General features: G+C 72.8%; 16 protein-coding genes. 5 read left to right on the top strand and 11 right to left on the bottom strand.

The window, feature by feature from the left end; genetic code table 11:
• Positions 1 to 6 precede the first annotated feature (6 nt).
• Positions 7 to 5,154 (top strand): SAV_2336 N-terminal domain-related protein, encoded by a 5,148-nt coding sequence (locus ABZX65_RS29485; RefSeq protein ID WP_355346568.1) that lies wholly within the window; start codon positions 7 to 9, stop codon positions 5,152 to 5,154.
• Positions 5,155 to 5,169: 15 nt separating this feature from the next.
• Here the strand turns inward: ABZX65_RS29485 and ABZX65_RS29480 are convergent, their stop codons facing one another.
• Both ABZX65_RS29480 and ABZX65_RS29475 read right to left on the bottom strand, forming a co-directional pair.
• Positions 5,170 to 6,717: a PucR family transcriptional regulator ligand-binding domain-containing protein gene (locus tag ABZX65_RS29480; protein WP_355346565.1), complete on the bottom strand. Its 1,548-nt coding sequence runs from the start codon at positions 6,715 to 6,717 to the stop codon at positions 5,170 to 5,172.
• Between the two features lie 225 nt (positions 6,718 to 6,942).
• Positions 6,943 to 9,285 carry an ATP/GTP-binding protein gene (locus ABZX65_RS29475; protein WP_355346562.1) on the bottom strand — a complete coding sequence of 781 codons (2,343 nt, stop codon included), beginning with the start codon at positions 9,283 to 9,285 and terminating at the stop codon, positions 6,943 to 6,945.
• 278 nt (positions 9,286 to 9,563) lie between these two features.
• Between ABZX65_RS29475 and gabT the strand changes: the two genes are divergently transcribed.
• Entirely contained in the window at positions 9,564 to 10,895 is a 1,332-nt protein-coding gene (gene gabT, locus ABZX65_RS29470) for a 4-aminobutyrate--2-oxoglutarate transaminase (protein WP_355346559.1), read from the top strand.
• A 56-nt stretch (positions 10,896 to 10,951) separates the two neighbouring features.
• Positions 10,952 to 11,998, top strand: coding sequence for a phosphatase PAP2 family protein (locus ABZX65_RS29465; RefSeq protein ID WP_355346556.1), 1,047 nt, complete (start codon positions 10,952 to 10,954; stop codon positions 11,996 to 11,998).
• On the opposite strand, the gene ABZX65_RS29460 is transcribed toward ABZX65_RS29465, so the two are convergent.
• From ABZX65_RS29460 to ABZX65_RS29425, 8 genes are all read right to left on the bottom strand, one after another.
• The gene (locus ABZX65_RS29460; protein ID WP_355346553.1) at positions 11,970 to 13,475 is read right to left on the bottom strand and encodes a CoA-acylating methylmalonate-semialdehyde dehydrogenase; all 1,506 of its coding nucleotides are present in this window, start codon (positions 13,473 to 13,475) and stop codon (positions 11,970 to 11,972) included. The two genes, ABZX65_RS29465 and ABZX65_RS29460, sit on opposite strands and share 29 nt — an antisense overlap.
• A gap of 95 nt (positions 13,476 to 13,570) precedes the next feature.
• Positions 13,571 to 14,023 (bottom strand): hypothetical protein, encoded by a 453-nt coding sequence (locus ABZX65_RS29455; RefSeq protein WP_355346550.1) that lies wholly within the window; start codon positions 14,021 to 14,023, stop codon positions 13,571 to 13,573.
• A 201-nt stretch (positions 14,024 to 14,224) separates the two neighbouring features.
• Complete coding sequence (locus ABZX65_RS29450) at positions 14,225 to 15,619, bottom strand: FAD-dependent oxidoreductase (RefSeq protein ID WP_355346547.1); 1,395 nt, start codon at positions 15,617 to 15,619, stop codon at positions 14,225 to 14,227.
• A gap of 57 nt (positions 15,620 to 15,676) precedes the next feature.
• Complete coding sequence (locus ABZX65_RS29445; RefSeq protein ID WP_355346544.1) at positions 15,677 to 16,477, bottom strand: ABC transporter permease; 801 nt, start codon at positions 16,475 to 16,477, stop codon at positions 15,677 to 15,679.
• Complete coding sequence (locus ABZX65_RS29440; RefSeq protein WP_355346541.1) at positions 16,477 to 17,424, bottom strand: ABC transporter permease; 948 nt, start codon at positions 17,422 to 17,424, stop codon at positions 16,477 to 16,479. The genes ABZX65_RS29445 and ABZX65_RS29440 overlap by 1 nt, the downstream gene beginning before the upstream one ends.
• Positions 17,421 to 18,584, bottom strand: coding sequence for an ABC transporter ATP-binding protein (locus tag ABZX65_RS29435; RefSeq protein WP_188280859.1), 1,164 nt, complete (start codon positions 18,582 to 18,584; stop codon positions 17,421 to 17,423). The genes ABZX65_RS29440 and ABZX65_RS29435 overlap by 4 nt, the downstream gene beginning before the upstream one ends.
• A 47-nt stretch (positions 18,585 to 18,631) precedes the next feature.
• Complete coding sequence (locus ABZX65_RS29430) at positions 18,632 to 19,864, bottom strand: spermidine/putrescine ABC transporter substrate-binding protein (RefSeq protein ID WP_355346537.1); 1,233 nt, start codon at positions 19,862 to 19,864, stop codon at positions 18,632 to 18,634.
• Positions 19,865 to 19,880: 16 nt separating this feature from the next.
• Positions 19,881 to 21,395, bottom strand: coding sequence for a gamma-aminobutyraldehyde dehydrogenase (locus tag ABZX65_RS29425; protein ID WP_355346534.1), 1,515 nt, complete (start codon positions 21,393 to 21,395; stop codon positions 19,881 to 19,883).
• Between the two features lie 309 nt (positions 21,396 to 21,704).
• Between ABZX65_RS29425 and ABZX65_RS29420 the strand changes: the two genes are divergently transcribed.
• Together ABZX65_RS29420 and ABZX65_RS29415 are read left to right on the top strand one after the other, a co-directional pair.
• Positions 21,705 to 22,748: an adenosine deaminase gene (locus ABZX65_RS29420; RefSeq protein ID WP_355346531.1), complete on the top strand. Its 1,044-nt coding sequence runs from the start codon at positions 21,705 to 21,707 to the stop codon at positions 22,746 to 22,748.
• Positions 22,739 to 23,431: a glycerophosphodiester phosphodiesterase gene (locus ABZX65_RS29415; protein WP_355346528.1), complete on the top strand. Its 693-nt coding sequence runs from the start codon at positions 22,739 to 22,741 to the stop codon at positions 23,429 to 23,431. The genes ABZX65_RS29420 and ABZX65_RS29415 overlap by 10 nt, the downstream gene beginning before the upstream one ends.
• Before the next feature lie 48 nt (positions 23,432 to 23,479).
• Here ABZX65_RS29415 and ABZX65_RS29410 read toward each other — a convergent pair whose 3' ends face one another.
• Positions 23,480 to 24,916, bottom strand: coding sequence for a gamma-aminobutyraldehyde dehydrogenase (locus ABZX65_RS29410; RefSeq protein ID WP_355346525.1), 1,437 nt, complete (start codon positions 24,914 to 24,916; stop codon positions 23,480 to 23,482).
• Positions 24,917 to 24,955: the final 39 nt, after the last annotated feature.

The raw sequence follows: 24,955 nt of genomic DNA, 5'->3' as shown, positions 1-24,955 counted from the left end.
CCCGCCATGCCCCCACCGCCACCGCCACCGCCGCGGCCACCCGAGCACTCCGACGGGCTCAGGGCCGTACTGGCCGGGCTCCTCGGCGGCCACGAGGACGGCCCCACGGCTGTCGAAATGGCCGATGTGGTGTGGCTGGCACGGCTGGCCGGACTGACGGCGGAAGACGGGGCCGACGAGGTGGACGGCAGCCCGGAGGAGCCGCCGCGGGCGGTCGCACCGGAACCGGAACCCGTACGGCCGGACCCCGAACCGGCGGAGCGGGAGCGCGCACCGGACCCCGTACCCGGACCGCGCCGCCCACCGGCCGCGCCCGCCACCCCCGCCCCGCGCGTCGGCCTGCACTCGCTCACCAAGGCCGCGCCCGCGCCCGGCGGCCCCGCCGCGCATGTCGTGCGGGTCACCCAGCCGCCCGCGCTCAGCGGTTCCCTGGACCTCGCCCGGGCCCTGCGCCCGCTGCGCCAGTCCGTGTCCGCGCCGGGACCCGCGGTCCTCGACGAGGAGGCCACCGCCCAGGCGACCGGCGAGGCGGAGTATCTGCTGCCGGTCTGGCGGCCGGCGAGCGAACGCCGGTTCTCCGTCGACCTGTTGATCGACACCGGCGCCACGATGGCGGTCTGGCACCGCCTGGCCACCGAGCTGTGCACAGTGCTGGAGCGGCACGGCGCCTTCGCCGACGTACGGTGCTGGTCGCTGTCGACCGACGGCCCCGCGCCGCGCCTGTCCCCCTTCCGCCGCCGCAAGTCCGCCCGCCCGGCGGCCCCGGCGGGTCCCGCGGGCCCGCGCTGGAGCCGCGCCCTGGAGGACCCCACCGGCCGGGCGCTGCTGCTCGTGCTCACCGACGGCGTCGGCCCCGCCTGGTACGGCGACGACCTGCCCGAATTCCTGGCCCGCGCGGGCCGGGAACGCCCGGTGGCCGCGCTCCAGGTCCTGCCGCGCAGGCTGTGGCACCGCACCGCGCTGCGTACGGCACCGGTCGAGCTGCGGGTGCCCGACGCGGCGCGGCCGGTCGCCGAGGTACGGACGGCCGCCGCCGTGCCGGGCCTGCCGCGCGGCGCCCGCCCGCACGGGGTGCGCTGGCTGCCGGTGATGGAGGTGGACGGCGCCTGGCTGGCACCCTGGGCCGGTCTGGTCGCGGGCCGCGTGCCCGGCTGGTCCCCGATGCTGGCGGCGCCCGTACGCGGCGCGCCCCGGCCCGCGCGCGCCGCCGTCCCCTCGGAGCCGCCGGGCCCCGCGGAGCGCGTCGCCCGCTTCCGTTCCGGCTGCTCCCCCGACGCCTTCCGCCTCGCCTGCCACCTCGCGGCGGCCCCGCTGAGCCTGCCCGTCATGCGGCTCGTCCAGCAGGCCACCGTCCCCGGCTCCGGCCAGACCGACCTCGCCGAACTCTTCCTCTCCGGCCTGATCGAGCGCCGCGGCCCCGCCCCCGATGACGCGCCCGCGCCCGCACCGCCCACCGACCCCGACGAGGTCGTCTACGACTTCGCCCCCGGCGTCCGCGACGCGCTGCTCGCCGAGCTGACCCGTACCGAATCCCTGCACGTCCTGGACGACGTCCTCGCGCGCGTCTCCGGCCGCGTCGCCGCGACCTTCGGCGGCACCCTGGACTTCCGGGCGCTGGCCTCCCTGGCCGTCGACGCCGCCTCGGCCCCCGCGGCGGCCCCCGAGAACGGCGCCTCCGGCCGGCTCCTGCCCGAACGCAGCCTCCCCTTCGCCGAGGTCGCCGCCGCCGTCCTCAGCGGCGCGGGCGGCCAGCACCGGGCGCTGGCACGGCAGTTGACGGCAGCGGCCGAGGGACGCGCCCTGGACGTGCTCGACGCCGGGCCGCACGAGGGGGCGGCAGCGACGCCGCACGCCTCCACCGTCCCGCACCCCGAACACCTCCTCCCCGTCCCGCCGGTCACCACCCCGCCCGATCCCGAGCGGATGATCGGCCGCGCCCCCGAACTGGACACCCTGAAAAGGACGTTGCGACCCTCCCCCGCCGACCGCACGGCGGACCGCGGCTGGAGCATGCCCTCGGTGGCCGTCGTCGTCGGCGCGAACGGGTCGGGCCGCACCCGCCTGGTGCAGGAGTACGTCCGCACGTACGGGCCCCGGCACAGCTTCGTCCACCGGATCGACGCACGGACCCGGCAGAGCCTGCGCGAAGGGCTGACCGCGCTGGAGTCCGCGCTCACCCCGGACCGGGAGCACCGCTCCGCGCCCCCCACGGACCTGTGGGCACGCCTGGGCGCACACCGCGACTGGCTGCTGATCTTCGACCGGGTCCGGTCCTACGGCGAGGGCCTGCGCGAGGCGCTGGAGGGATGCCTTCCCCCGTACGGCCGGGGCTCCGTGCTGTTCACCGTGGCCTCCCTCGACGGCGTTCGCGACCCGTCGAGCCTGGGCACCGTCGTCACCCTCGGCGAGCTGACCCGCGCCGAGATCATGGACCACCTCACCGCGAACATCGAGCCCGACCTGCTGGCGCTGGACCGCTCCACCCCGAGCAGGCTCTACGAACTGGCCCAGCGCATGCCGACCAACCCCGGCGCGCTCCAGGCGATCGACGTACGGGCCGAGTTCGGCCGCCTGTTCGGCAGCCCCGACGAACCGGTCCTGCCGCTGTACGAGTGGGCCACCGCCAAGGGCGACCGGGGCCTTGCCGGTTACGTCTGGGGCGGCAGCGTGTGGCTGGTGGCGGCCGGTTACGGCCAGGGCGCGCACCTGTGGGACGCGGCCGGGAGCGCGGGCCCGGGCGTACCGCTGGAGGGCGGCCCCGACGCCGTGCAGACGCTCACCGTCTTCCCCGACGCGAACGGCCGTCCGCAGGCCGCCGTCGCGGGGATCGGCGGCGCCGTCTCCCTCTGGGACCTCCTTGCGGGCACACGGACGCGCACCCTCGTCGCCGGCCCGTCGTCCGGGGCGCACCTCCTGACGACCTTCACCGACGCGGACGGACGGCTCGTCCTGGTCACGGCGGGCCCTGACGTCGCCCTGCGCTGCTGGGACCCCGGGACCGGCACCGAATTCGGCTCGGCCCTCACCCCCCTGGTGGGCCGCGTCCGCGCCCTCACCTTCTTCACCGGCCCCGGCGCACGGCCGCTCTGCCTCCACGTGACCGGGGACCACCCGCCGGAGAACCGCACCGTCCACGTCAGGGACGCCGCCAGCGGCGAGGAGGTCGACAGCGACCTGCCCGCACGGCTCGGACAGGTGGAGGCGCTCACCACCGTCCACGTCCACGGCCGGCCCGACCTGGTCGCGGCGATCGACGCCGAGGGCACGGTCACGCTCTGGGACACCGCGTCCGCTCAGCCGGTCGGCACCGTCGCCACCGGGGACACCAGCCGTGTGGTGGCCGTCGCCGCCTTCAACGGCACTTACGGCAGGCCCCTGTTGGCCACGGCCTCGTCCTTCGGCCGCGCGCGGATCTGGGACGTGGCGTCGGTGACGGCGGGTTTCACGGCGCGGGAGGCGGCCGACGCCGGTCCGTTCTCCCCGGTGCTTCCCCTCAGCCCCGACCTGCTGCTCACTCTGTGGCTGCTGGACTTCCTCGACACCGGCGACGGCGTCACAGGAGCCACGGTGTCCGCGCTGTGGGCGTCGTGGCCGGAGGGACGTGGTCCGTCCTCCGAACTCCCCGTCGACACCGCACGGTTGGTGGAAGGCAATCTGGCCGAGGTCGTTGGGACGGCGCTGCGACTGACCGAGTCGGCCCGTACCGCCGTGCGGGCCCGGGTGACCCGCCAGGACGCCGCGCGCTTCCGGCGCGCGCTGGTCGGGACCCTGTCCCGCTTCTACCCGGAGCCGACCCCCGATCCCGCGACCTGGGCCGCGTACGAAAGTGGGCCGCCGTTCGGCGAGTTGGTCGGGCGGGTCATGGATACCCGCGAGGACCAGGTGCTCCCCACCACCGACCCCATCCTCACGCTGCTCGTGAACTGGAGCCGGTATCAGCTGCTGCACGGCTCCGCGGCGGAGGCCGAACGGCTGGCCCTGATCGCGCTGGGCGACGACAGGCCCCTGTCGAGGTCGCTGTTCATCCCCAACGAGCGCCAGAGTTGGCGGATCATCTCCCTGCGGGCACGGATGGCGCGCGGCCTGGTGCGGCAGGCACTGGAGCGCTGCACCGAGATCGAGGCGGCTCCCGGCGCCGGGCGCGGTTCGCCTTCCGCGAAGGAGGAGGCCGCGCTGGCCAGAGCCGAACTCGCGCTGTGGTGTGGCTCGTTGGATGCGGCGAAGGAGGAATACCTGAGGCTGGAGCCGACGGTGTCTCAGCGTGGTCGGCGCCTTGTCGGCCAGGGTCTCCTGAGGCACGGGTTCGTGACCGGCGACCTCAGCCGGGCGTCCCGGTCGTACGGCCGGTCGGCGGAGCCGTCGTCCTGGGGAGGTCGCAGGGACGACATGACGGCGGAACTCCTCGACAGCTGCCGGGACTCGTTCCTCGACGCCTCGATCGCGGCCGCCAGGGACGACGTGTCATCGTCCGCCATCGGTGCCGCTGTACCGCTGGCGGAGGAGGCACTCCTGCGGTTGCGCCTCGGCGCCGCCGACAGCGGCACCGAGGCCGACCTCGCGTCTCTGGCCACGGCCGCGACACGCGAGCACTTCGATCTGTACCTGGCCCTCACCGAATTGCTCGCGACAAGCCTCGCGCAGTACGCGTCCGGCTCGCAGTGGGCCGAGCGGGAACCGTACAGCGACGACCGGTGGTATCCGGCCATCACCCGGGCCCAACGGCACATCGATGCGATGCGGCCCTTCGTGGAGCGCGCGAACGTCGAACGGCCGCATCTCTACGCGCGGTTCAGGACGGCGGAGGGCCATGTGCTGCTGGCGGCCGGGGACGTCCAGGCGGCGGCGGTCCAACTGCTGCGCGCGCGCGACGCCACCGTGGACGTCTACGGCTCCCGGTGCCCGCTGCTGCCGCGCCTGGAACTGCTGCTGGCCCGCGCCCGTGAACTGGCGGGTGACCGGTCGCGGGCCGAGGGGCACCTGTCCGCCGCCGAGTCGCTGCTGGACAGCCTCTTCGCCGACCGCCCGCATCAGGACCGGGTGACCGCGCTGCGGGCCAAGTCCCTGCTGGCGAGGCGGCGTTCGGACGCGCGGGACGCCGAGCGGCAGGCGCAGAGCATGGCCGCGCGGCTGCTGGCCGACAACCGGCGGGGCTGACCGCGGGTCAGCGCCTCACGGCCCGGTCTTCAGCGCCAGCCACAGCTCCATCCGCACGTCCGGGTCGTCCAGCGAGCGGCCCAGGATTTCCTCGACGCGCCGCATGCGGTAGCGGAGCGTGTGGCGGTGGACGCCCAGGTCGGCGGCGGCGGCGTCCCATTGGCCGTGGTGGGAGAGCCAGGCGTGCAGGGAGGCGACGAGGTCGCCGCGGGAGGTGGCGTCGTGGTCGCGCAGCGGCCGCAGCAGACCTTCGGAGAAGGCGCGGACGGCGTCGTCGGCGAGGAGGGGCAGGACGGAGCCCGCGCCGACCTCGCCGTGCTCGACGAGGTTGCGGCCGCGGCGCAGGGCGACGGCGAGGGCGCGTTCGGCCTGGCGGTGGGCCTCGGGGACCTCGGCGGGGAGTACGGGCGCGGACAGTCCCGCGGCCAGCGCGTCCTCGGCCTCGGCGAGGTCGGCGGCGGTGGACAGGGCCATGGACTCCTCGGCGGCCAGCACGATCAGCCGGGGGCCCTCGCGGACGGCGAGGAGGGCGTCGCCGGAGCGGGAGGCGACGGCCTCGGCGCGTTCGCCGAGGAGGGTGACGGCGTCGGCGCCCGCGGTGGCGTGGGCCTCGGCCGGTTCGGCGATGAGCACGCGGACCGGGTGGTCGAGGAGGGTGCCGTAGAGCTTGCCCGCGACGCTGCGGGCGTGGCCAGGCTCCCCGGCGAGCAGCATCCGCAACAGGGCCGCGGCCAGGCGCTGTTCGGCGTCCTGGAGGGTGCGGGACTGTTCGAGGGAGAGGGTGAGCAGGGCGACGGCGGCGTGCACGACGTAGCGCGCGGCGGTGTCGAGGCGTTCCTCGGTGCCGACGGCGAGGAAGCCGCGGGGGCGGCGGCCGGTGCCCAGCGACTGGAGTTCGACGCGGTCCTCGCTGCCCGCGGGTCCCGCGACGGCGGCGCTGGCCGGGGCGGGGGTGTCGCGCAGCCGGTCGATCTCGCCCGCGAGCCGGGCCGCCCTGCGGCCCGCCCAGTCGGGGGCCGCGGCCAGGACGGCTCCTGAGGCGTCGTAGAGCGCGGCCCAGCCGTCGAGGTGCTGGGCGAGGCGGCTGAGGAGCGCGGCGGTGCCGTCGGGGGCGAGGGCGGCGCGGGTCAGTTCGCGCTGGGCCTCGAAGCCCGCCGTGACGGCCTTGTACTGGTCGGCGGCGACGGCCGCGGAGACGGCTTTGCTGATGGCGATGAACGGGGTCTTGCGCGGCACCTCGAACAGCGGCAGCCGGGCGGTCTCCGCCGCGGCCACCAGGGCGGGGGGCACGGCGTCGTGGCCGACCCCGACGCCGAAGCCGAGGCCGACGACTCCGGCCGCCGCCAGCCGCGTCACGTACGCGCGTATGTGCTCCGCGTCGTCCACGGGCAGTTTCAGGCCGGTGGTGAGCAGCAGTTCGCCGCCCTCCAGGTACGGTCCCGGGTCGTCCAGCTCGCTGGTGTGGACCCAGCGCACTTCGGTGTCCCCCAGCCGGTCGCCTCCGGCGAGGACGGTGAGCTTGAGGACCGAGTGATGGGCGAGGGACGCGAGCGTGAGGGGCATAGGTGCCTGGTACGGGAGAAGGCCGATTTTTGGCCGACCGGGAGCGGTCGCCACCCCCAATTGTGCCGCACCGTCCAGCGCTGCCCTGACGCCAGCCGCCAATACCGGACACGCACGCCCCTCCGCCGCCCGACCCAACCGGGCCCGCACGCCCTGCCGGTGCCACCGGCGCCCGGGCCGCACGCCATCCGCCGCCCCCGGTGCCGGGCCCGCACGCCCTCGGTGCTACCCCCGCAGGTCCACCAGGACCGGCGGGGCGCTCTCCCCCGCGGTGGTCGTGAGCGAGACGACGGCCTGCCCGGCGGGCACGGTGTGGGCGAGGTCGGAGGCCGACCAGCGTTCGCGCTCGACCTCGCGGACGGTGACGGCGTCGGCGGTGACGACCCGGCCGGTGATCATCCGGCGTGCCACGCGGTTGACGCGCTGCGCCATGCCGCCCGATTGGTCGGCGCGGGTGACCTCGCGGGTCTCCACCCGCGTGGTGCCCCAGGACTCGGCGAAGAACTTGCCGTCCCACGGCGTGACCCCGGCCAGGGACATCCGGCAGCCCGCGGCGGCGACGAGCGGGCCGCGCAGGTGCTCGGGCACGTCGGCCAGGGTGCGCAGGCCGAGGACCATGCCCGCCGTGGTGGACGGCAGGGCCGCCAGCGCGCGGACGGTCTCCGCGGTGACGGCCTGGCCGATGTCGTCGACGATCAGGCAGACGAAGCGGGTCCAGGTGCGCTGGGCGCGGACGGCGGCGGTGAACTGGGCGAGCAGCAGCCGGACGAGGATCCGGGAGGCTTCGGCGTGGCCGCGTTCGGGCAGTTCGATCCGCACCCGGATGGGGTGGACGAGCGCTTCCATCGAGAACGGCCGGGCCCGGTCGGGGGCGCCGAAGGAGCCGGCGAAGGCGGGCCGGTCGAGCAGCGCGATCCGGTTGGCGAGGTCGCCGCCGATGTCCCCGGTGCGGGCGGACTGCCGCTGCCTGGCGTCGAGTTCGCGCAGCAGCGCGGGCGCGCCCGCCGCGTCCACGGCGCGGCGCAGGTCCTCGTACGCCTCGGGGGCGCCGTCCAGCAGTTCGCGGAGCACCGGCACCGGGGGGAAACGGCCGTGCGCGGCGGCGTAGGGGCCGAGGAGCTGGCCGAGGGCGGCGACGGCGCGGCGCTGTTCGGCCTCGGGGCCGTCGACGAGGGCTTCGGCGAGCAGCCAGGCGGCCATGTCGGGGTCGGTGGTGCCGCCGTACAGGTCGAGGCTGTAGCGGGAGGCCGGGTCGCCGGGCGCGATGACGACGTCGTACGCCTCGTGCGGTCCGAGGTCGGTGTCCGCGCCGGCCACGACGACCACGGCGGCGGTGCCGGTGAGCGCCTGGAGGCAGAGCGACTCGGCCGCCGGGCGCATGACGCGGCGGGTCCTGTCGGCGCCGGGCGGGCCGACGACGAGCAGTCCCGTACCGAGCAGTGCGGGGTCGAGGGCCATGCCGGAGCCGCGGTACTGGAAGCCGTTGCGGTCGTCCTCGACGCCGCGGCCGATCCTGACCTGGCCGCCGAGCAGGTCGTGCGGGGCGGTGCGGGCGGGCAGGTCGCGCTCGCCCGACGGGTGGAGGCAGGCGCCGCCGCCGAGGCGCCGGACCTCGTCGGTGAACGCCAGGACCTCGCGGGGGCGCTGCCGGGTCTCGTCCCACGCGTGCCGGACGCGGACGCAGTCCACGTCGTTCATCCGGCCCAGGCCCACATCCCGCGCCAGCCGGTCGGCCGCGTCGGAGCGCCCGGCCGCGCGCAGTTCCGGCCAGTCCGCGGGGGTCTCCCCGGAGGGGTCGGCGCCGGTGCGGGTGTACGAGGGGGCGGCGGGGCGCGCTCCCGCGGTGTCGTCGGGCTGCCAGCCGGGGATGCCGAACCAGCCGCCGAATGTGGCGCAGGGCCAGGCGATCAGCGCGGCGACGAGGGCGTAGATGGCGTAGGTGACCGCGGCGGCCCGGTTGGGGTTGCCGCCACCGCTTATCCACGAGTACGGGAAGAGGTCGAGCACCGTGTCGAGGAGGGGCACGTAGCCCGTCCAGCTCAGTTGCCACACCAGGGCGCCCGCGGCGAGCGCGAACCAGCCGCGGCGCGCGGGGGTGTTCAGGAAGCGGCGGGCCGCCTCGCCCCAGTTGCCGAGCCTGCCGGTGATCCAGACGATCACGGCGGCCGACAGCACGCTGTAGAGGTTCTGGGTGAAGACCTCGGGGCGGGACTGGTGGCCGCTGAAGGACCAGCTGTGCGGGGTCAGGATCTTGAGCGGGAACTGCCACCAGGGCAGGAAGCCGTTGTTGCGCAGGGACCAGATGAGGATTCCGGCGAGGAGGGCGAGTGCGGCGCGGCCGAGGACGCGGCCGTCGGGGACCCGGTCGGCTTCGTTGGGCACGTGTCCGTAGGCGTACACGCCGGGCGCGTCGGAGATCCGCGGGGTGCGCAGCCAGCGCTCGGTCTCGGACATCGGCGGTGCCTGTTTGGGCACGGGGGGCGCGGCGGCCGGGCGCGCCGGTGTCCCGGCGGGCCGGGGCGGCACCTCGGGCCGGTGGCCGTACCCGTGCGCGCCCTCGTGATCCATGGCATCCATGGTGCGTGCCCCTCGCCCCTCGTCGCCGACGATGCGCTCAATGTAGTCGAGCGGCTACCGCCGTAAAAGGATCTTGCCGGTGGCGGGCGGTGGCACGCCGCGGCGCGCGCACTGGCCGTTACGGCGAATCGTCGGTGGGCAGTGTTACCTATCGGCGTATGCGGGCGGGCCGGGACGCGGCCTAGCCTGCGGGAAGAGCTGAAAAGTCCGAAGAGATCCGAAGAGACACCGCACAGACACCGCCGCCCGGCTTGAGGAGAGCACCCGCCATGACCGCACTTCCGCAGGAACGCAAGCTGGTCACCAGCATTCCCGGCCCGAAGTCGCAGGAGCTGTCGGCGCGCAAGAGCGCCGCGGTCGCGAACGGGGTGGGGGTGACGCTGCCGGTGTACGTGACGCGCGCCGGGGGCGGCGTGGTGGAGGACGTGGACGGGAACCGGCTGATCGACTTCGGCTCCGGGATCGCGGTCACGTCGGTGGGCAACAGCGCGGAGGCCGTGGTGCGGCGGGCCACGGCGCAGCTCGCCGACTTCACGCACACCTGCTTCATGGTGACGCCGTACGAGGGGTACGTGGAGGTCGCCGAGGCGCTGAACGAGCTGACGCCCGGCAGCCACGCGAAGAAGACGGCGCTGTTCAACTCGGGGGCGGAGGCGGTGGAGAACGCGGTGAAGATCGCGCGTTCGTACACCAAGCGTCCGGCGGTCGTGGTGTTCGACCACGGCTATCACGGCCGGACGAATCTGACGATGGCGCTGACCGCGAAGAACATGCCGTACAAGGAGGGCTTCGGGCCGTTCGCGCCCGAGGTGTACCGGGTGCCGCTGGCGTACGGCTTCCGGTGGCTGACCGGGCCGGAGCACGCGGCGGAGGAGGCGGCGGCGCAGGCGATCGACATGATCACCAAGCAGATCGGCGCGGAGCACGTGGCGGCGATCGTGATCGAGCCGATCGCGGGCGAGGGCGGCTTCATCGAGCCCGCCAAGGGCTTCCTGCCGCGGATCGCGCAGTTCGCGAAGGACAACGGGATCGTGTTCGTCGCGGACGAGATCCAGACCGGCTTCTGCCGTACCGGTCAGTGGTTCGCGTGCGAGGACGAGGGCGTGGTGCCGGACCTGATCACGACGGCGAAGGGCATCGCGGGCGGTCTGCCGCTGGCGGCGGTGACCGGGCGCGCGGAGATCATGGACGCGGCGCACGCGGGCGGCCTCGGCGGCACCTACGGCGGCAACCCGGTGGCGTGCGCGGCGGCCCTGGGCGCGATCGAGACGATGAAGGAGCTGGACCTCGCGGCGAAGGCCCGGCGGATCGGCGAGGTGATGAAGGCGCGGCTGACCGCGCTCCAGGAGAAGTTCCCGGCGATCGGCGAGGTCCGCGGGCGCGGCGCGATGATCGCGGTGGAACTGGTCGAGCCGGGCACCACGACCCCGGACGCGGCGCTGACCGGCGCGATCGCCCGCGCGTGTCACAGTGCGGGCCTGGTTGTCCTCACTTGTGGCACCTACGGCAACGTGTTGCGTTTCCTCCCGCCGCTGGTTATCGGGGAGGATCTGCTCAACGAGGGCCTCGACATCATCGAGGGGGCCTTCGCCGGGGTGTGACCGGCGGTAAGGAATGGGGGGACGTGAAGAACGTGTGCGGGCCTGATGGCGGAGGGGTGATCCCTGGCCTTGTGGCCCTCCCGGTGACGTACGGTCTGAGCAGAACACCCCGCTCGGGGCGGTCTCCGAAGGAGATCATCACGGGCGACACCGCGCCGGTGTATCCCCAACACCGGCTCAGCAGTGCCCTCGCGCACGACACCGCCGGGACCGTAGGCCCCGGCACTCCTCGCCGATCGGTCGGCCGTTCGTCCCACACCCCCCGGGACGAGCGGCACGGCGGTCGCCCTGGCCGCCCCGGAACTCTCCCCCCTGTTCCGGGGCGGCTGACTTTTCTCCTGCTGCTGAGCGCCGTCGGCGCCGCCCTGTTCTCCCTGCTCACCTGGCAGGTCGAGACCGGCGGGCGGCTGGTCGGCCGCGACTGGACCGTACTCGGCTGGTTCCGGCGGGCGTCCGCCGCGCATCCGGGCGTGCACGGCACCGCGCAGGTCGTGAGCGACTTCGGCGACATCGAGGTGGCCGTGCCGGTCCTGCTCGTCGCGGTCGTGGCCGCCGCGGTGCTCGGGCGGCGGGCGGCCGTCGTCCGCTGGTGGCTGCCGCCGCTGGCCGCCTGCGTGGCCATGGCGCTGCTGCCGGTCGTGGTCGACACGGTCAAGTCCGCGGTGCACCGGCCCGCGCCCGGCCGCCTCCTGCCCCGGCTCGACGGCTACGGCTACTTCCCCTCCGGTCACGCCGCGACCTCCGCCGTCGCGTACGGCCTGGCCCTGCTGCTCCTGTTGCCGTATGTGCGCCGCCCCGCGGCCAGGACCGCGCTGACCGTTTTCACCCTCGCCCTCCAGGCGGCCGTGGGCGTCGCACTGGTGTGGTGCGACTACCACTGGCCGCTGGACGTGCTGGCGAGCTGGTTCCTGACGGTCACGCTGGTGGCGTGGGTGGCGGCGGCCGGGCTGTTCAGCCACGCGCCGGAAGCCGGCGAACCGGACGCCGACGGTTCGAGCGCCGACCGTCCGGGCGTCGGCGGACCGGACGCCGACGGTCCGGACGCCAACGGTCCGGACGCCGACGGACCGACGGTCAGCTATTCGTCGGGAAGCCCAGATTGATGCCCCCGTGCGAAGGGTCGAGCCAGCGCTGCGTGACGGCCTTGCCGCGGGTGAAGAAGCGGACCCCGTCCTCGCCGTAGGCGTGGGTGTCGCCGAAGAGCGAGGACTTCCAGCCGCCGAAGGAGTAGTACGCGACCGGCACCGGGATCGGCACGTTGATGCCGACCATGCCGACCTCGACCTCGTGCTGGAAGCGCCGCGCGGCGCCGCCGTCGTTGGTGAACAGCGCGGTCCCGTTGCCGTACGGGTTGGCGTTGATCAGCGCCAGGCCCTCCTCGTACGAGGAGACGCGGACGACGGAGAGCACCGGGCCGAAGATCTCGTCGTCGTAGACGGACATGCCGGGCGTGACGCGGTCGAAGAGGGTGGGGCCGAGCCAGAAGCCGTCTGCGGTCTCCGCGCCCGAGATCGGGTGCTTGCGGCCGTCGACGGCCAGTTCCGCGCCGTCCGCGACGCCGGAGTCCAGATACGCGGTCACCTTGTCGCGGTGCACGCCGGTGACCAGCGGGCCCATCTCGGAGCTGGCGGCGCAGCCGGGTCCCACGGTCAGACCCGCGACGCGCTGCTTGATCCGCTCGACCAGGCCGTCGCCGACCGGGTCGACGGCGACCAGCACGGAGACCGCCATGCAGCGTTCGCCCGCGGCGCCGAAGCCCGCGTTGACGGCGGCGTCGGCGGCCAGGTCCAGGTCCGCGTCGGGCAGGACCAGCATGTGGTTCTTGGCGCCGCCGAGGGCCTGGACGCGCTTGCCGTGCCGGGTGCCGGTCTCGTACACGTAGCGGGCGATGGGGGTGGAGCCGACGAAGGAGACGGCCTTGATGTCGGGGTGTTCCAGCAGGCGGTCGACGGCGGGCTTGTCGCCGTGCACGACGTTGAAGACGCCGTCGGGCAGGCCCGCCTCCTGCCAGAGCCCGGCCATGAAGTTGGCGGCGGAGGGGTCCTTCTCCGACGGCTTGACGACGACGGTGTTGCCCGCGGCGATGGCCAGCGGGAAGAACCACATCGGCACCATGGCGGGGAAGTTGAACGGCGAGATGATCGCGACCGGGCCGAGCGGCTGGCGGATCGAGTAGACGTCGATGCCGGTGGACGCCTGCTCGGTGAAGCCGCCCTTGATCAGTTGCGGGATGCCGCACGCGTACTCCACGACCTCGATGCCGCGGGCGACCTCGCCGAGGGCGTCGGAGTGCACCTTGCCGTGCTCGGCGACGATGATCGAGGCCAGTTCGTCGCGGCGGGCGTTGAGCAGTTCGCGGAAGGCGAAGAGGACGCCGGTGCGCTTGGCGATCGAGGTGTACCGCCACTGCTGGAACGCGTCGAGGGCGGCGTCGACCGCCGCGTCCACGACGTCGGCGGACGCGAGGTCCACCTGCCCGGTGATCGCGCCGGTCGCCGGGTCGTACACGTCTGCGTGCCGTTCCGCGCCGCCGGTCCAGCCCTTGCCTGCGATCCAGTGGGTGATGTGCTTGGTCGTCACGGGCTGACCCTTCCGTCGTTGTCTCATGTCAGTCTCCCCAGGCCGGGGAGGTGGTCACAAGCACCGCGCGGTGGGCTCGCTCCGCGGTGCGTCCTTCAGCCGCCGCCCGCGATCTGGGCGGCGGCCTCGTGCATGGCCAGTTCGAGCAGCACCGGGTCGGTGAGGTGCCCGCTGCCGTCCGGCGGCACCAGCCACCGCACCCCGCCGGTCGCCCGGCCCGGATACGGCACGACGATCCAGGTGCCGCGGCCCGCCGTCCGTACGCCGGTGGCCAGCCAGCGCGCCGCCGTGCCCGGCGGTACGAAGAACCCCATCCGGGAGTCGCCGAAGTCGGCGAGCACCGGGCCCGGTCGCTCCACGAGCCGGGTCAGGACGTCCAGGGTGGGGTAGCCGAGATCCCCGGTGAGGATCAGGACGTCCCACAGTTTCCCGGCGGGCAGCAGCGTGACCCCGAGGGGGTTGCGCTCCCACTCCCACCGGCAGCTCACCGGATCCACCGCCACCGACACCAGCCACTCGACCGCGCTCTTCGCACCGGTGCTGACCATGACCGGCTCCTCCGTCTCTTCCGCCCGACGACCGCTGTGGACGGTCGCTGTCATGGAAGAGAGCGGGTTGGGGGCCGATCATTACGCGGGTTTCGCTACTCATTGGTAGTGAAGTGGCTCACGCCGTATGCCGGTTGTGCGCCGGGGGATCACCGCGGGTCCGCGCCGGGCGGCCCCAGGGCCTGTCCGGCGGATCAGGCCCTAGCTGTCGAAGCCGAGCCCGGCGCGGTCCATCGCCTTCAGCCACAGATTGCGCCGCCCTCCCGACCGGTCGGCGCGGGCCAGCGACCACTGGGTGATGCCGATCCCGACGGTGGCCAGCGGCTCCGGCGGGAACGGCAGCGGCTTTTTGCGGACCATCTCCAGGCGGGTCCGCTCGGTCTCCTCCCCCGCCAGCAGGTCCAGCATCACGTCGGCGCCGAAGCGGGTGGCGCCCACGCCCAGCCCGGTGTACCCGGCCGCGTAGGCGACCCGGCCGCCGTACGCGGTGCCGAAGAAGGCGGAGAAGCGCGAGCAGGTGTCGATCGCGCCGCCCCAGGCGTGGGTGAAGCGGACGTCCTCCAACTGCGGGAAGCAGGTGCGGAAGTGCTCCGCCAGCTTCAGGAAGGTCTCGGGCCGCTGGTCGTACTCCGCGCGCATCCGGCCGCCGCGCGGATAGACCGCGTCGTAGCCGCCCCACAGGATGCGGTTGTCCGCGCTGAGCCGGAAGTAGTGGAAGTGGTTCGCGCTGTCGCTCAGTCCCTGGCGGCCCTGCCAGCCGATCGCCGCGAGCCGCTGTCCGGTCAGCGGCTCCGTCATCAGCGCGTAGTCGTAGACCGGCACGGTGTACGGGCGGGCCCGGCGGACCAGTGACGGGAAGACGTTGGTGCCGAGCGCCACCTGGCGGGCGGTCACCCTGCCGTACGGGGTGCGCACCCCCAGCGCCGTGCCATAGCCGGCCAGGTCGCGGGCCGGGGTGCGCTCGTAGATCCGTACGCCCGCGTCGGCGGCGGCGCGGGCCAGGCCCCAGGCGAGCTTGGCGGGGTGCAGCATGGCGACGCCGCGCCGGTTGTACAGGCCGCCGAGGAAGGTGGGCGAGTCGACTTCGGCGCGGACCTGGTCGCGGTCCAGCAGTTCCGCGTCCAGGCCGTGCTCGGCGCCTTCCTGGGCGGCCTCGCGCAGTTCGTCGTACTGGTGCGGCTCGGTGGCCACGTCGATCTCGCCGGTCCGCTCGAAGTCGCAGTCCAGGCCGTAGCGGGCGACGGCCTCCTCGATGGCGTCGAGATTGCGGTCGCCCAGCCGCTGGAGCGCGTCGAATTCGTCGGGCCAGCGGGCGAGTCCGTTGGCGGCGCCGTGGGTGAGGCTCGCGGCGCAGAAGCCGCCGTTGCGCCCGGAGGCGGCCCACCCGATCCTGTCCCCCTCGACCAGCACCACGTCCCGCTGCGGATCGCGCTCCTTGGCCAGCAGCGCGGTCCACAGCCCGCTGTAGCCGCCCCCGACCACCAGCAGGTCGCAACTGTCGTGGCCGGTGAGCGCGGGGTGCGCCTGCGGCCTGCCGGGGTCGTCCAGCCAGTACGGTCGGGGCTCGGCCTCGGCGAGCGAGCGGGCTGCGTCCATGGTTCTCACACCTTCGTGATGCGCGGGTCTGCGTCCGGAATACGGGGGCGGTACGGGTCAGGTGCGCGCCCTCCTGCGGCTGCTGCCGAGAAGCTGCCCGGCCAGTACGAGCAGCACCGCGATGACGAACATCGCCGTACCGATCACATTGACCTGTACGGGTGTGCCGCGCTGCGCGGAGCCCCAGACGAACATCGGGAAGGTGACGGTGTTGCCCGCGTTGAAGCTGGTGATGATGTAGTCGTCGAAGGAGAGCGCGAAGGACAGCAGGGCGCCCGCCGCGATACCGGGCGCGGCCAGCGGCAGCGTGATCCGCAGGAACGTCTGCGTCGGGGTGGCGTAGAGATCCTGCGCGGCCTGCTCCAGACGGGGGTCCATGCTCATCACGCGGGCCTTGACGGCGACGACGACGAAGCTCAGGCAGAACATGATGTGCGCGATGAGGATGGTCCAGAAGCCGAACTGGATGCGCATGTTGAGGAAGAGGGTGCCCAGCGAGGCGCCCATCACGACCTCGGGCATCGCCATCGGCAGGAAGATCAGCATGTTGGTGGTGGCGCGGCCCCTGAAGCGGTAGCGGGCCAGCGCGAAGGCGGTCATCGTGCCGAGCACGGTGGCGCCGATGGTCGAGTAGACGGCCAGCTTCAGGCTGAGCGTGAGGGATTCGCACATGCCCGCGACGTCGCAGGGGTGCTGCCAGGCGTCGGTGGAGAACCGCGTCCAGGTGTAGTTGTAGCGGCCGTTGGGCTTGTTGAAGGAGAAGAGCAGCACCACGAGGTTGGGCACGATCAGGTACGTCAGGGTGAGCACCCCGGCGATCACCACGAGGTTCTTGCGCAGCCAGCGGATCGGACGCATCAGACCAGTTCCTCCGTTCCCGCGCGGCGGACGTAGACCATGACGATCGCCAGGATGACCGCCATGAGGATGAACGACAGGGCGGCGGCCGTCGGGTAGTCCAGCACCCGCAGGAACTGCGACTGGATGACGCTGCCGATCATCTTCTGGTTGGTGGAGCCCAGCAACTCGGCGTTGATGTAGTCGCCGGAGGCCGGGATGAAGGTGAGCAGGGTGCCGGCCACCACGCCCGGCATGGACAGCGGGAAGGTCACCTTGCGGAAGGTGGTGAACGGGGTCGCGTACAGGTCGCCCGCCGCCTCGTGCAGCTTGCCGTCGACCCGCTCCAGGGACGTGTAGAGCGGCAGGATCATGAACGGCAGGAAGTTGTACGTCAGGCCGCAGACCACCGCCAGCGGGGTGGCCATCACCCGGTTGCCCTCGGTGATGCCGAGCGCGGACGTGACGTCCAGCAGGTGGATGTGGTTCAGGAACGACACCAGCGGGCTCTGGTCGGCGAGGATCGTCTCCCACGCCAGGGTGCGGATCAGGAAGCTGGTGAAGAAGGGCGCGATCACCAGGATCAGCACCAGATTGCGCCAGCGTCCGGCCCGGAAGGCGATGGTGTACGCCAGCGGGTAGCCGATGCCCAGGCACAGCACGGTGGCGATGCCGGAGTAGACCAGCGACTTCACGAACTGCGGCCAGTACTCGTGGAAGGCGTCCCAGTACGTGGCGAAGTGCCAGGTCACCTTGAAGCCGTCGTCGAGCGAGCCGGTCTGCACCGAGGTCGACGCCTGGTAGACCATCGGGGCCACGAAGAAGACCAGCAGCCAGGCGACGCCCGCGAGCAGCAGCAGATACGGGATGCGCCGCCGTCTGCGGGCGGCCCTCTTCAGGGCGGCGGGCAGCGGGGCCGCCTCGGCCGGGGCAGGCGGCCCGGTGACGGGCGCGGTCGCTGCGCTCATGCGGCGGCCTCCCCCTCGTCGGTGTCGGTACCGGCGTCGATGTCCTGGTCGGCGTCGAGGCCGAAGGTGTGCTCGGGGTTCCAGTGCAGGACGACGGGCGCGCCGGGCACCAGGCGGCCGTCGCGCTCCACGTTGGGCACGAAGACCTCCAGCTCCGGGCAGACCGGGCTGTCGATGACGTACTGCGTGGAGACGCCGATGAAGCTGGAGTCGACGATCCGGCCGCGCACCCGGTTGCGGCTCTCGGCTATCTCGTGCTCGTCGTCGCTGTGCGCCAGCGTGATCTTCTCGGGGCGGACCCCGGCCAGCACCCGGCCGCCGGTCGTCACGTCGACGCGACATCGGGCGGCGGGCAGGGTCAGCTTCTGTCCGGCGGCGGTGAGCTGGAGTTCGCCGCCGCTGACGCCGGTCACCTCGGTCTCGATGAGGTTGGAGGTGCCGAGGAAGTTGGCGACGAAGGTGGAGGCGGGGTTCTCGTAGAGGTCGGCGGGCGCGCCCATCTGCTCGACGCGTCCGGCGTTCATCACCGCGACGGTGTCGGCCATCGTCATGGCCTCCTCCTGGTCGTGGGTGACGTGGATGAAGGTGATGCCCACCTCGGTCTGGATGCGCTTGAGTTCGAGCTGCATCTGGCGGCGCAGCTTGAGGTCGAGTGCGCCGAGCGGTTCGTCGAGCAGCAGCACCTGCGGCTGGTTGATCAGCGCGCGGGCTACGGCGACGCGCTGCTGCTGGCCGCCGGAGAGCTGGTGCGGCTTGCGGCGGGCGAGCGCGCCGAGCTGGACGAGGTCCAGCATGTCGCCGACCTGCTTCTTGACGGATTTGATGCCGCGGCGGCGCAGTCCGAAGGCGACGTTCTCGTAGACGTCGAGGTGCGGGAAGAGCGCGTAGTTCTGGAAGACGGTGTTGACCGGGCGCTTGTACGGCGGCAGGGCGGTGACGTCCTGGCCGCCGAGGCGTACGGAGCCGGAGGAGGGGTCCTCCAGGCCCGCGATCATGCGCAAGGTGGTGGTCTTGCCGCATCCGGAGGCGCCGAGCAGTGCGAAGAAGGAACCGGCGGGCACGGCGAGGTCCAGCGGGTGGACGGCGGTGAAGGAGCCGTAGGTCTTGCTGATCCCGGTGAGGCTGACGGCGTCGTCGGCCGGGGTCTTGGGGGTCGTCATGAGGTGTCCCGGAAGTCGTCGGGGAGTGCGGGCTGCTGGAGCGCCGGTCAGGCGCCGGTGAGCTTGGAGAACTTCGCCTCGTACCGGGTGTCCTCGTCCTCGCTGAGCGAGCGGAAGGCGTGCGACGTGGCGTTCATCTGGGCGTTCGGGATGATCAGCGGGTTGGTGGCGAGCGACGGATCGATCTTGGCCAGTTCCTCGCGGACGCCCATCACCGGTGACACATAGGTGGTGTAGGCGGCCAGTTCGGCCGCGATCCGCGGCTGGTAGTACCAGTCGATCAGCCGCTCGGCGTTGGTCTTGTGCCGCGCCTTGGCGGGGATCAGCAGATTGTCCGTGGAGGTCATGTAACCGGCGGCCGGGAAGGCGTACTCGATGTTCGGGTCGTCGAGCCTGAGCTGCACCAGGTCACCGGCCCAGGCGATACAGGCGGCGATGTCGCCCTTGCTGAGGCCGTCGGTGTACTCGCCGCCGGTGAACTTGCGGATCTGCCCCTTGTCCACCGCGCCCTGGATGCGGTTGAGCGCGGCGTCGTACTCGTCGTCGGTGACGGTCTCCGGCTTCTTGCCCATGTCGAGCAGCGTCATCCCGACGGTGTCGCGCATCTCGGAGAGCATGGCGGCCTTGCCCTTGAGCGCGGGGTCGTCCAGCAGTTGCGACACCGAGGTGACCTTGCGGCCCTTGGTGACCTTCTTGTTGTAGGCGATGCAGGTGGGGATGCCGGCCCAGGGGTAGGAGTAGGCGCGGCCGGGGTCCCAGTCGGGGCTGCGGAAGCGCTGTTCCAGGTTGGCGAAGGCGTGCGGCAGGTTCGAGGGGTCGAGCTTCTGGACCCAGCCGAGCCGGATCATCCGGCCCGCGAGCCAGTCGGTGAGCACCATCAGGTCGCGGCCGGTGTCCTGGCCGGCGGACAGTTGCGGCTTGATCTTGCCGAAGAACTCGACGTTGTCGTTGATGTCCTCGGTGTAGTCGACCTTGATGCCGGTGGCCTTGGTGAACTGGTCGAGGCTCGGGCGGTGCTTGCCGTCGTCGGTGACGTCGATGTACTGGTCCCAGTTGGAGAAGTTCACGACCTTCTCCTGCGCCGAGTGGTCGGTCGACGCCGTGGTGTCGCCCTTGCGGCCCGCGGCCGGGATGCCGCACGCCGTCAGTCCCGCCGTGGCGACGGTGCCCAGCCCCGCGGCGCGCAGCAGCGTCCGGCGGCCGAGGGCGCCGCGCCCGCCGGTCATGCTGCGGAGTATCGCCGCGCGCACCGGCGGGGACAGGGTCTCGTACTGCTCCATGGGTGGTGCCCTTCCGCTATCGGTCTCCGAAGACGGTGCGGTGCCAGTCCTTGCGCGCCACCGCGGTGTTGTCGAACATCACGTGCTTGACCTGCGTGTACTCCTCGAAGGAGTACGTGGACATGTCCTTGCCGAAGCCCGAGGACTTCGCTCCGCCGTGCGGCATCTCGCTGACGATCGGGATGTGGTCGTTGATCCAGACGCAGCCCGCGGTGATCTCCCGCGCGGCCCGCCCGGCCCGGTAGACATCGCGGGTCCAGGCGGAGGCGGCCAGGCCGTACGGGGTGTCGTTGGCGTACGCCAGGCCCTGATCGTCGCTGTCGAACGGCAGCACCGCCAGTACCGGGCCGAAGATCTCCTGCTGGACGGCCTCGCTGTGCTGCGGCGCGCCGGTGAGCAGCGTGGGCCGGTAGTACGCGCCCGCCGCGAGCCCGCCGCCGGGCGCCGCGCCGCCGGTGACGACGGTGGCGTACGTACGGGCCCGCTCGACGACGGCCGCGACGCGGTCGCGGTGCGCGAAGGAGATGAGGGGGCCGAGGTCGGTGGCCGGGTCGGCGGGGTCGCCGAGCCGTACGGTGGCCATCAGGTCGGCGACGGCGGTCACGAAGGCGTCGTACAGCGGGCGCTGGACGTAGGCGCGGGTGGCGGCGGTGCAGTCCTGGCCGCTGTTGATCAGGGCGGCGGCGACCGCGCCGTGCACGGCCGCGTCGAGGTCGGCGTCGTCGAAGACCACGAAGGGGGCCTTGCCGCCGAGTTCGAGGTGCAGGCGCTTGACGGTGCCCGCGGTGAGCCGGGCGATCCGGGTGCCGACGGCGGTGGAGCCGGTGAAGGACGTCATGGCGACGTCGGGGTGGGTGACCAGGTGCTCGCCCGCGCCCTGCCCCGTGCCGGTGACGATGTTGAGCACGCCGTCCGGGATTCCGGCCTCGGTGGCGGCCTCGGCGAACATCAGGGCGGTCAGCGGGGTCAGCTCCGACGGCTTGAGCACGATGGTGTTGCCCGCCGCGACCGCCGGGAGGATCTTCCACCCGGCCATCTGGAGCGGGTAGTTCCAGGGGGCGATGGAGCCGATGACACCGACCGGCTCGCGGCGCACGTACGAGGTGTGGTCCGGGCTGTACTCGCCTGCCGCCTTGCCCTCCAGGTGGCGGGCGGCCCCGGCGAAGAACGCGGCGTTGTCCACGGTGCCCGGTACGTCGAATTCGGTGCTGAGCTTGATCGGCTTGCCGCACTGGAGGGTTTCGGCGCGGGCGAGTTCGTCGGCGCGCGCGTCGAGGGCGGCGGACAGCCGGTGCAGCGCGGCGGAGCGCTCGCCGGGCGCGGTGGCCGCCCAGCCGGGCAGCGCGGCCTTCGCGGCGGCGACGGCGGCGTCCACGTCGGCGGGTCCCGCGGTGGCGTACGTCCACACCGTGCGGCCCGTCGCCGGGTCCACGACGGAGTGCGTGTCGCCGCTGCCGCCGGTTCGCGGGCGGCCGTCGATGTACTGGGCTCCGCCCGCGAACCGTTTCGCCACGTCCGTCACGTGGTCCATCACGTTCTCCTCGCCTCCGCGCCCACTCCTGGCGGCGTGGCCAAACTCTGGATTGATCGCCGATCCTGGCAGAGGAGCTGTCCTTCAACAAGTGATTCCGTTGTTGCCTTTTGGTTACGCGACGAATTCTGTGTGAATCCGGCCGTCGCGGCGATCCCCGGCGGCGTGACCGGGGGACGTCTGGGGGCCATGGTGCGACGTCGGCCGTCCCCGCCCGCCGTCACGGCGTCGCCGCCCGCCGTCCCAGCGCCGTTTCCCGGTGCCGTTTACGATGAACCGCACCGATCGGACCCCTGGGAGGACCCCCGCATGCCCGACACCGCGCCCGGCTTCGGCTCCGGCCTCGACACCTTCATCGCCGGACTTCCGAAAGCCGAGTTGCATGTCCACCACGTCGGGTCCGCGTCACCGCGGATCGTCGCGGAACTGGCCGCCCGGCACCCGGACTCCGCGGTCCCCGCCGACCCCGCGGCCCTCGCCGACTTCTTCACCTTCAAGGACTTCGCGCACTTCATCCAGGTCTACCTGTCGGTGGTCGACCTGATCAGGGACGCCGAGGACGTACGGCTGCTCACCTTCGAGGTGGCCAGGGACATGGCGCGGCAGAACATCCGCTACGCGGAGCTGACCGTCACCCCGTTCAGCTCGACCCGGCGCGGCATCCACGAGCAGGCGTTCATGGAGGCCATCGAGGACGCGCGCAAGGCCGCGGAGTCCGAGCTGGGCGTGACCCTGCGCTGGTGCTTCGACATCCCCGGCGAGGCGGGTCTTGAGTCCGCCGAGCAGACCACGCACCTGGCGCTCGACCTGCGCCCCGAGGGCCTGGTCTCCTTCGGTCTGGGCGGACCGGAACTGGGCGTGCCGAGGCCGCAGTTCAAGCCGTACTTCGACCGGGCGCGCGCCGCCGGTCTGCACAGCGTGCCGCACGCGGGCGAGACGACGGGCCCCGAGACGATCTGGGACGCGATCAACGAACTGGGCGCGGAGCGCATCGGCCACGGCACCAGCGCGGTACGCGACCGGCGGCTGCTCGATCACCTCGCGGAGCAGCGCATCCCGCTGGAGGTCTGCCCCACCTCCAACATCGCCACCCGCGCGGTCACCGAGATCGACCAGCACCCGATCAGGGAGATGATCGACGCGGGCGTGCTGGTCACGGTCAACAGCGACGACCCGCCGATGTTCGGCACCGACCTCAACACCGAGTACGCGGTCGCCGCCCGGCTGCTGGAGCTGGACCACACCGGGGTCGCGGCGCTCGCCAAGAACGCCGTCGAGGTCTCCTTCCTCGACCCGGCGGGCAAGCGGGCGCTGGCCGCCGAGATCGACGCGTACACGGCGGCGTGGCGGTGACCGTCGCGGTCTCCCACCGGGGCGACCCGTACCACGAGCGCGAGAACACCCTGCCCTCCGTGCGGTCGGCGCTGCTCAAGGGCGCGGGCGCGGTGGAGGTCGACGTGAAGCTGACCGCCGACGGCGTGCCGGTGCTGCTGCACGACGAGACGCTGGAGCGGCTGTGGAAGGTGCCGGAGGCGGTCGGCGACCTGTCGCTGAACGATGTCGTGGACCTCACCGACGGCCGCGTGCCCACCCTGGCGGACGCCTTCGCCGAGCTGCTGCGGCACCCCGGCGGCGGCCGGATGATGCTGGACCTGACCTCGGTCGGCCAGGTGAAGGCGACCATGGCCGCGGTGGCGGAGGCGGGCGTCGGCGACCGCGTCTACTACTGCGGCGGGCTCGGCGCGATGCTGACGGTGCGCGACCTGGACGCGTCGGCGGAGATCGCCATGACCTGGACGACGGTGGCCCCGCCGCCGCGCTCGCTCCTGGACGAGCTGAAGCCGCGGTGGATCAATCTGCGCTTCGGGCTGATCGACGCCACGACCGTGCGGTGGGCCGCGGACAACGGGCTGCTGGTCGGCGCGTGGACGGCGGACTGGCAGCGCAACATGACCCGGCTGCTCGACCTGGGCGTGGACGCGATCACCACGAACCGGCTGGACGCCTTGCAGCGGCTGCTGCGGCGCCGCGCCTGACCGCCCCTCCCCCGCGGGCCCGCCCGCGGGGGAGGCCGGACGGCCGGCTCAGCCGTCCAGCGAGGTCATCACGTGCTTGATCCGCGTGTAGTCCTCGAAGCCGTAGCCCGACAGGTCCTTGCCGTAGCCGGACCGCTTGAAGCCGCCGTGCGGCATCTCGGCGACCAGCGGGATGTGGGTGTTGATCCACACGCAGCCGAAGTCCAGCCGCTTGGACATCCGCATGGCGCGCCCGTGGTCCTTGGTCCACACCGAGGAGGCCAGCGCGTAGTCCACGCCGTTGGCCCAGGCGACGGCCTGCTCCTCGTCGGTGAAGGACTGGACGGTGATGACGGGGCCGAAGACCTCGCGCTGGATGATCTCGTCGTCCTGCCGCAGCCCGGACACGACGGTCGGCGCGTAGAAGTAGCCGCGCTCGCCGACCCGGTGGCCGCCGGTCTCGACCTTGGCGTGCGCGGGCAGCCGCTCGATGAAGCCGCTGACCTGGGCGAGCTGGTTGGCGTTGTTCAGCGGCCCGTACAGCACGTCCTCGTCGTCCGGCAGGCCGGTCCTGGTCTCGGCGGCGGCCTTGGCGAGGGCGGCGGTGAACTCCGCGTGGATCGACTCCTGGACCAGGACGCGGGTGGCCGCGGTGCAGTCCTGCCCGGCGTTGAAGAATCCGGCGACGGCGATGTCCTCGACGGCCTTGGCGATGTCGGTGTCCTCGAAGACCACGACGGGGGCCTTGCCGCCCAGTTCGAGGTGGACCCGCTTGACGTCCTTGGCGGCCGATCCGGCGACCTCGATGCCCGCGCGTACCGAACCGGTGATGGAGGCCATCGCGGGCACCGGGTGCTCGACCATCGCCCGGCCGGTGTCCCGGTCGCCGCAGACGACGTTGAAGACGCCCTTGGGGAGGATGCCGCCGAGGATCTCGGCGAGCAGCACGGTGGAGGCGGGCGTGGTGTCGGACGGCTTGAGGACGACGGTGTTGCCCGCCGCGATGGCCGGGGCGAACTTCCACACGGCCATCATCATCGGGTAGTTCCAGGGCGCGACCTGCGCGCAGACGCCGACCGGCTCGCGCCGCACGATCGACGTCATGCCGTCCATGTACTCACCGGCCGAGCGGCCTTCGAGCATGCGCGCGGCGCCCGCGAAGAAGCGGATCTGGTCCACCATCGGCGGGATTTCCTCGCTGGCGGTCAGTCCGATCGGCTTGCCGGTGTTCTCGCTCTCCACCGCGATAAGCTCATCGGCGCGCGCCTCGATCGCGTCGGCGATCTTCAGCAGCGCCTTCTGCCGCTCCGACGGGGTGGCGTCGCGCCACGCGGGGAAGGCGGCCGCCGCGGCGGCCATCGCCGCGTCCACGTCGGCCGCGCCGGACAGCGGCGCGGTGGCGTACGCGTCGCCGGTCACCGGGCTGACCACCTCGGTGGTCCGGCCGTCCGCGGCGTCGCGGAACTCTCCGTCGATGTAATTGCGCAGAGTACGGAGTTCGGTCACGGCGCTTGCTCCCTGGTCGTACGAGTCCGGTGTCCACGG

This window comes from Streptomyces sp. NPDC003300 (assembly GCF_040610915.1).
Classification (GTDB): domain Bacteria; phylum Actinomycetota; class Actinomycetes; order Streptomycetales; family Streptomycetaceae; genus Actinacidiphila.
This window is presented reverse-complemented; position numbering and strand designations above follow the sequence as displayed.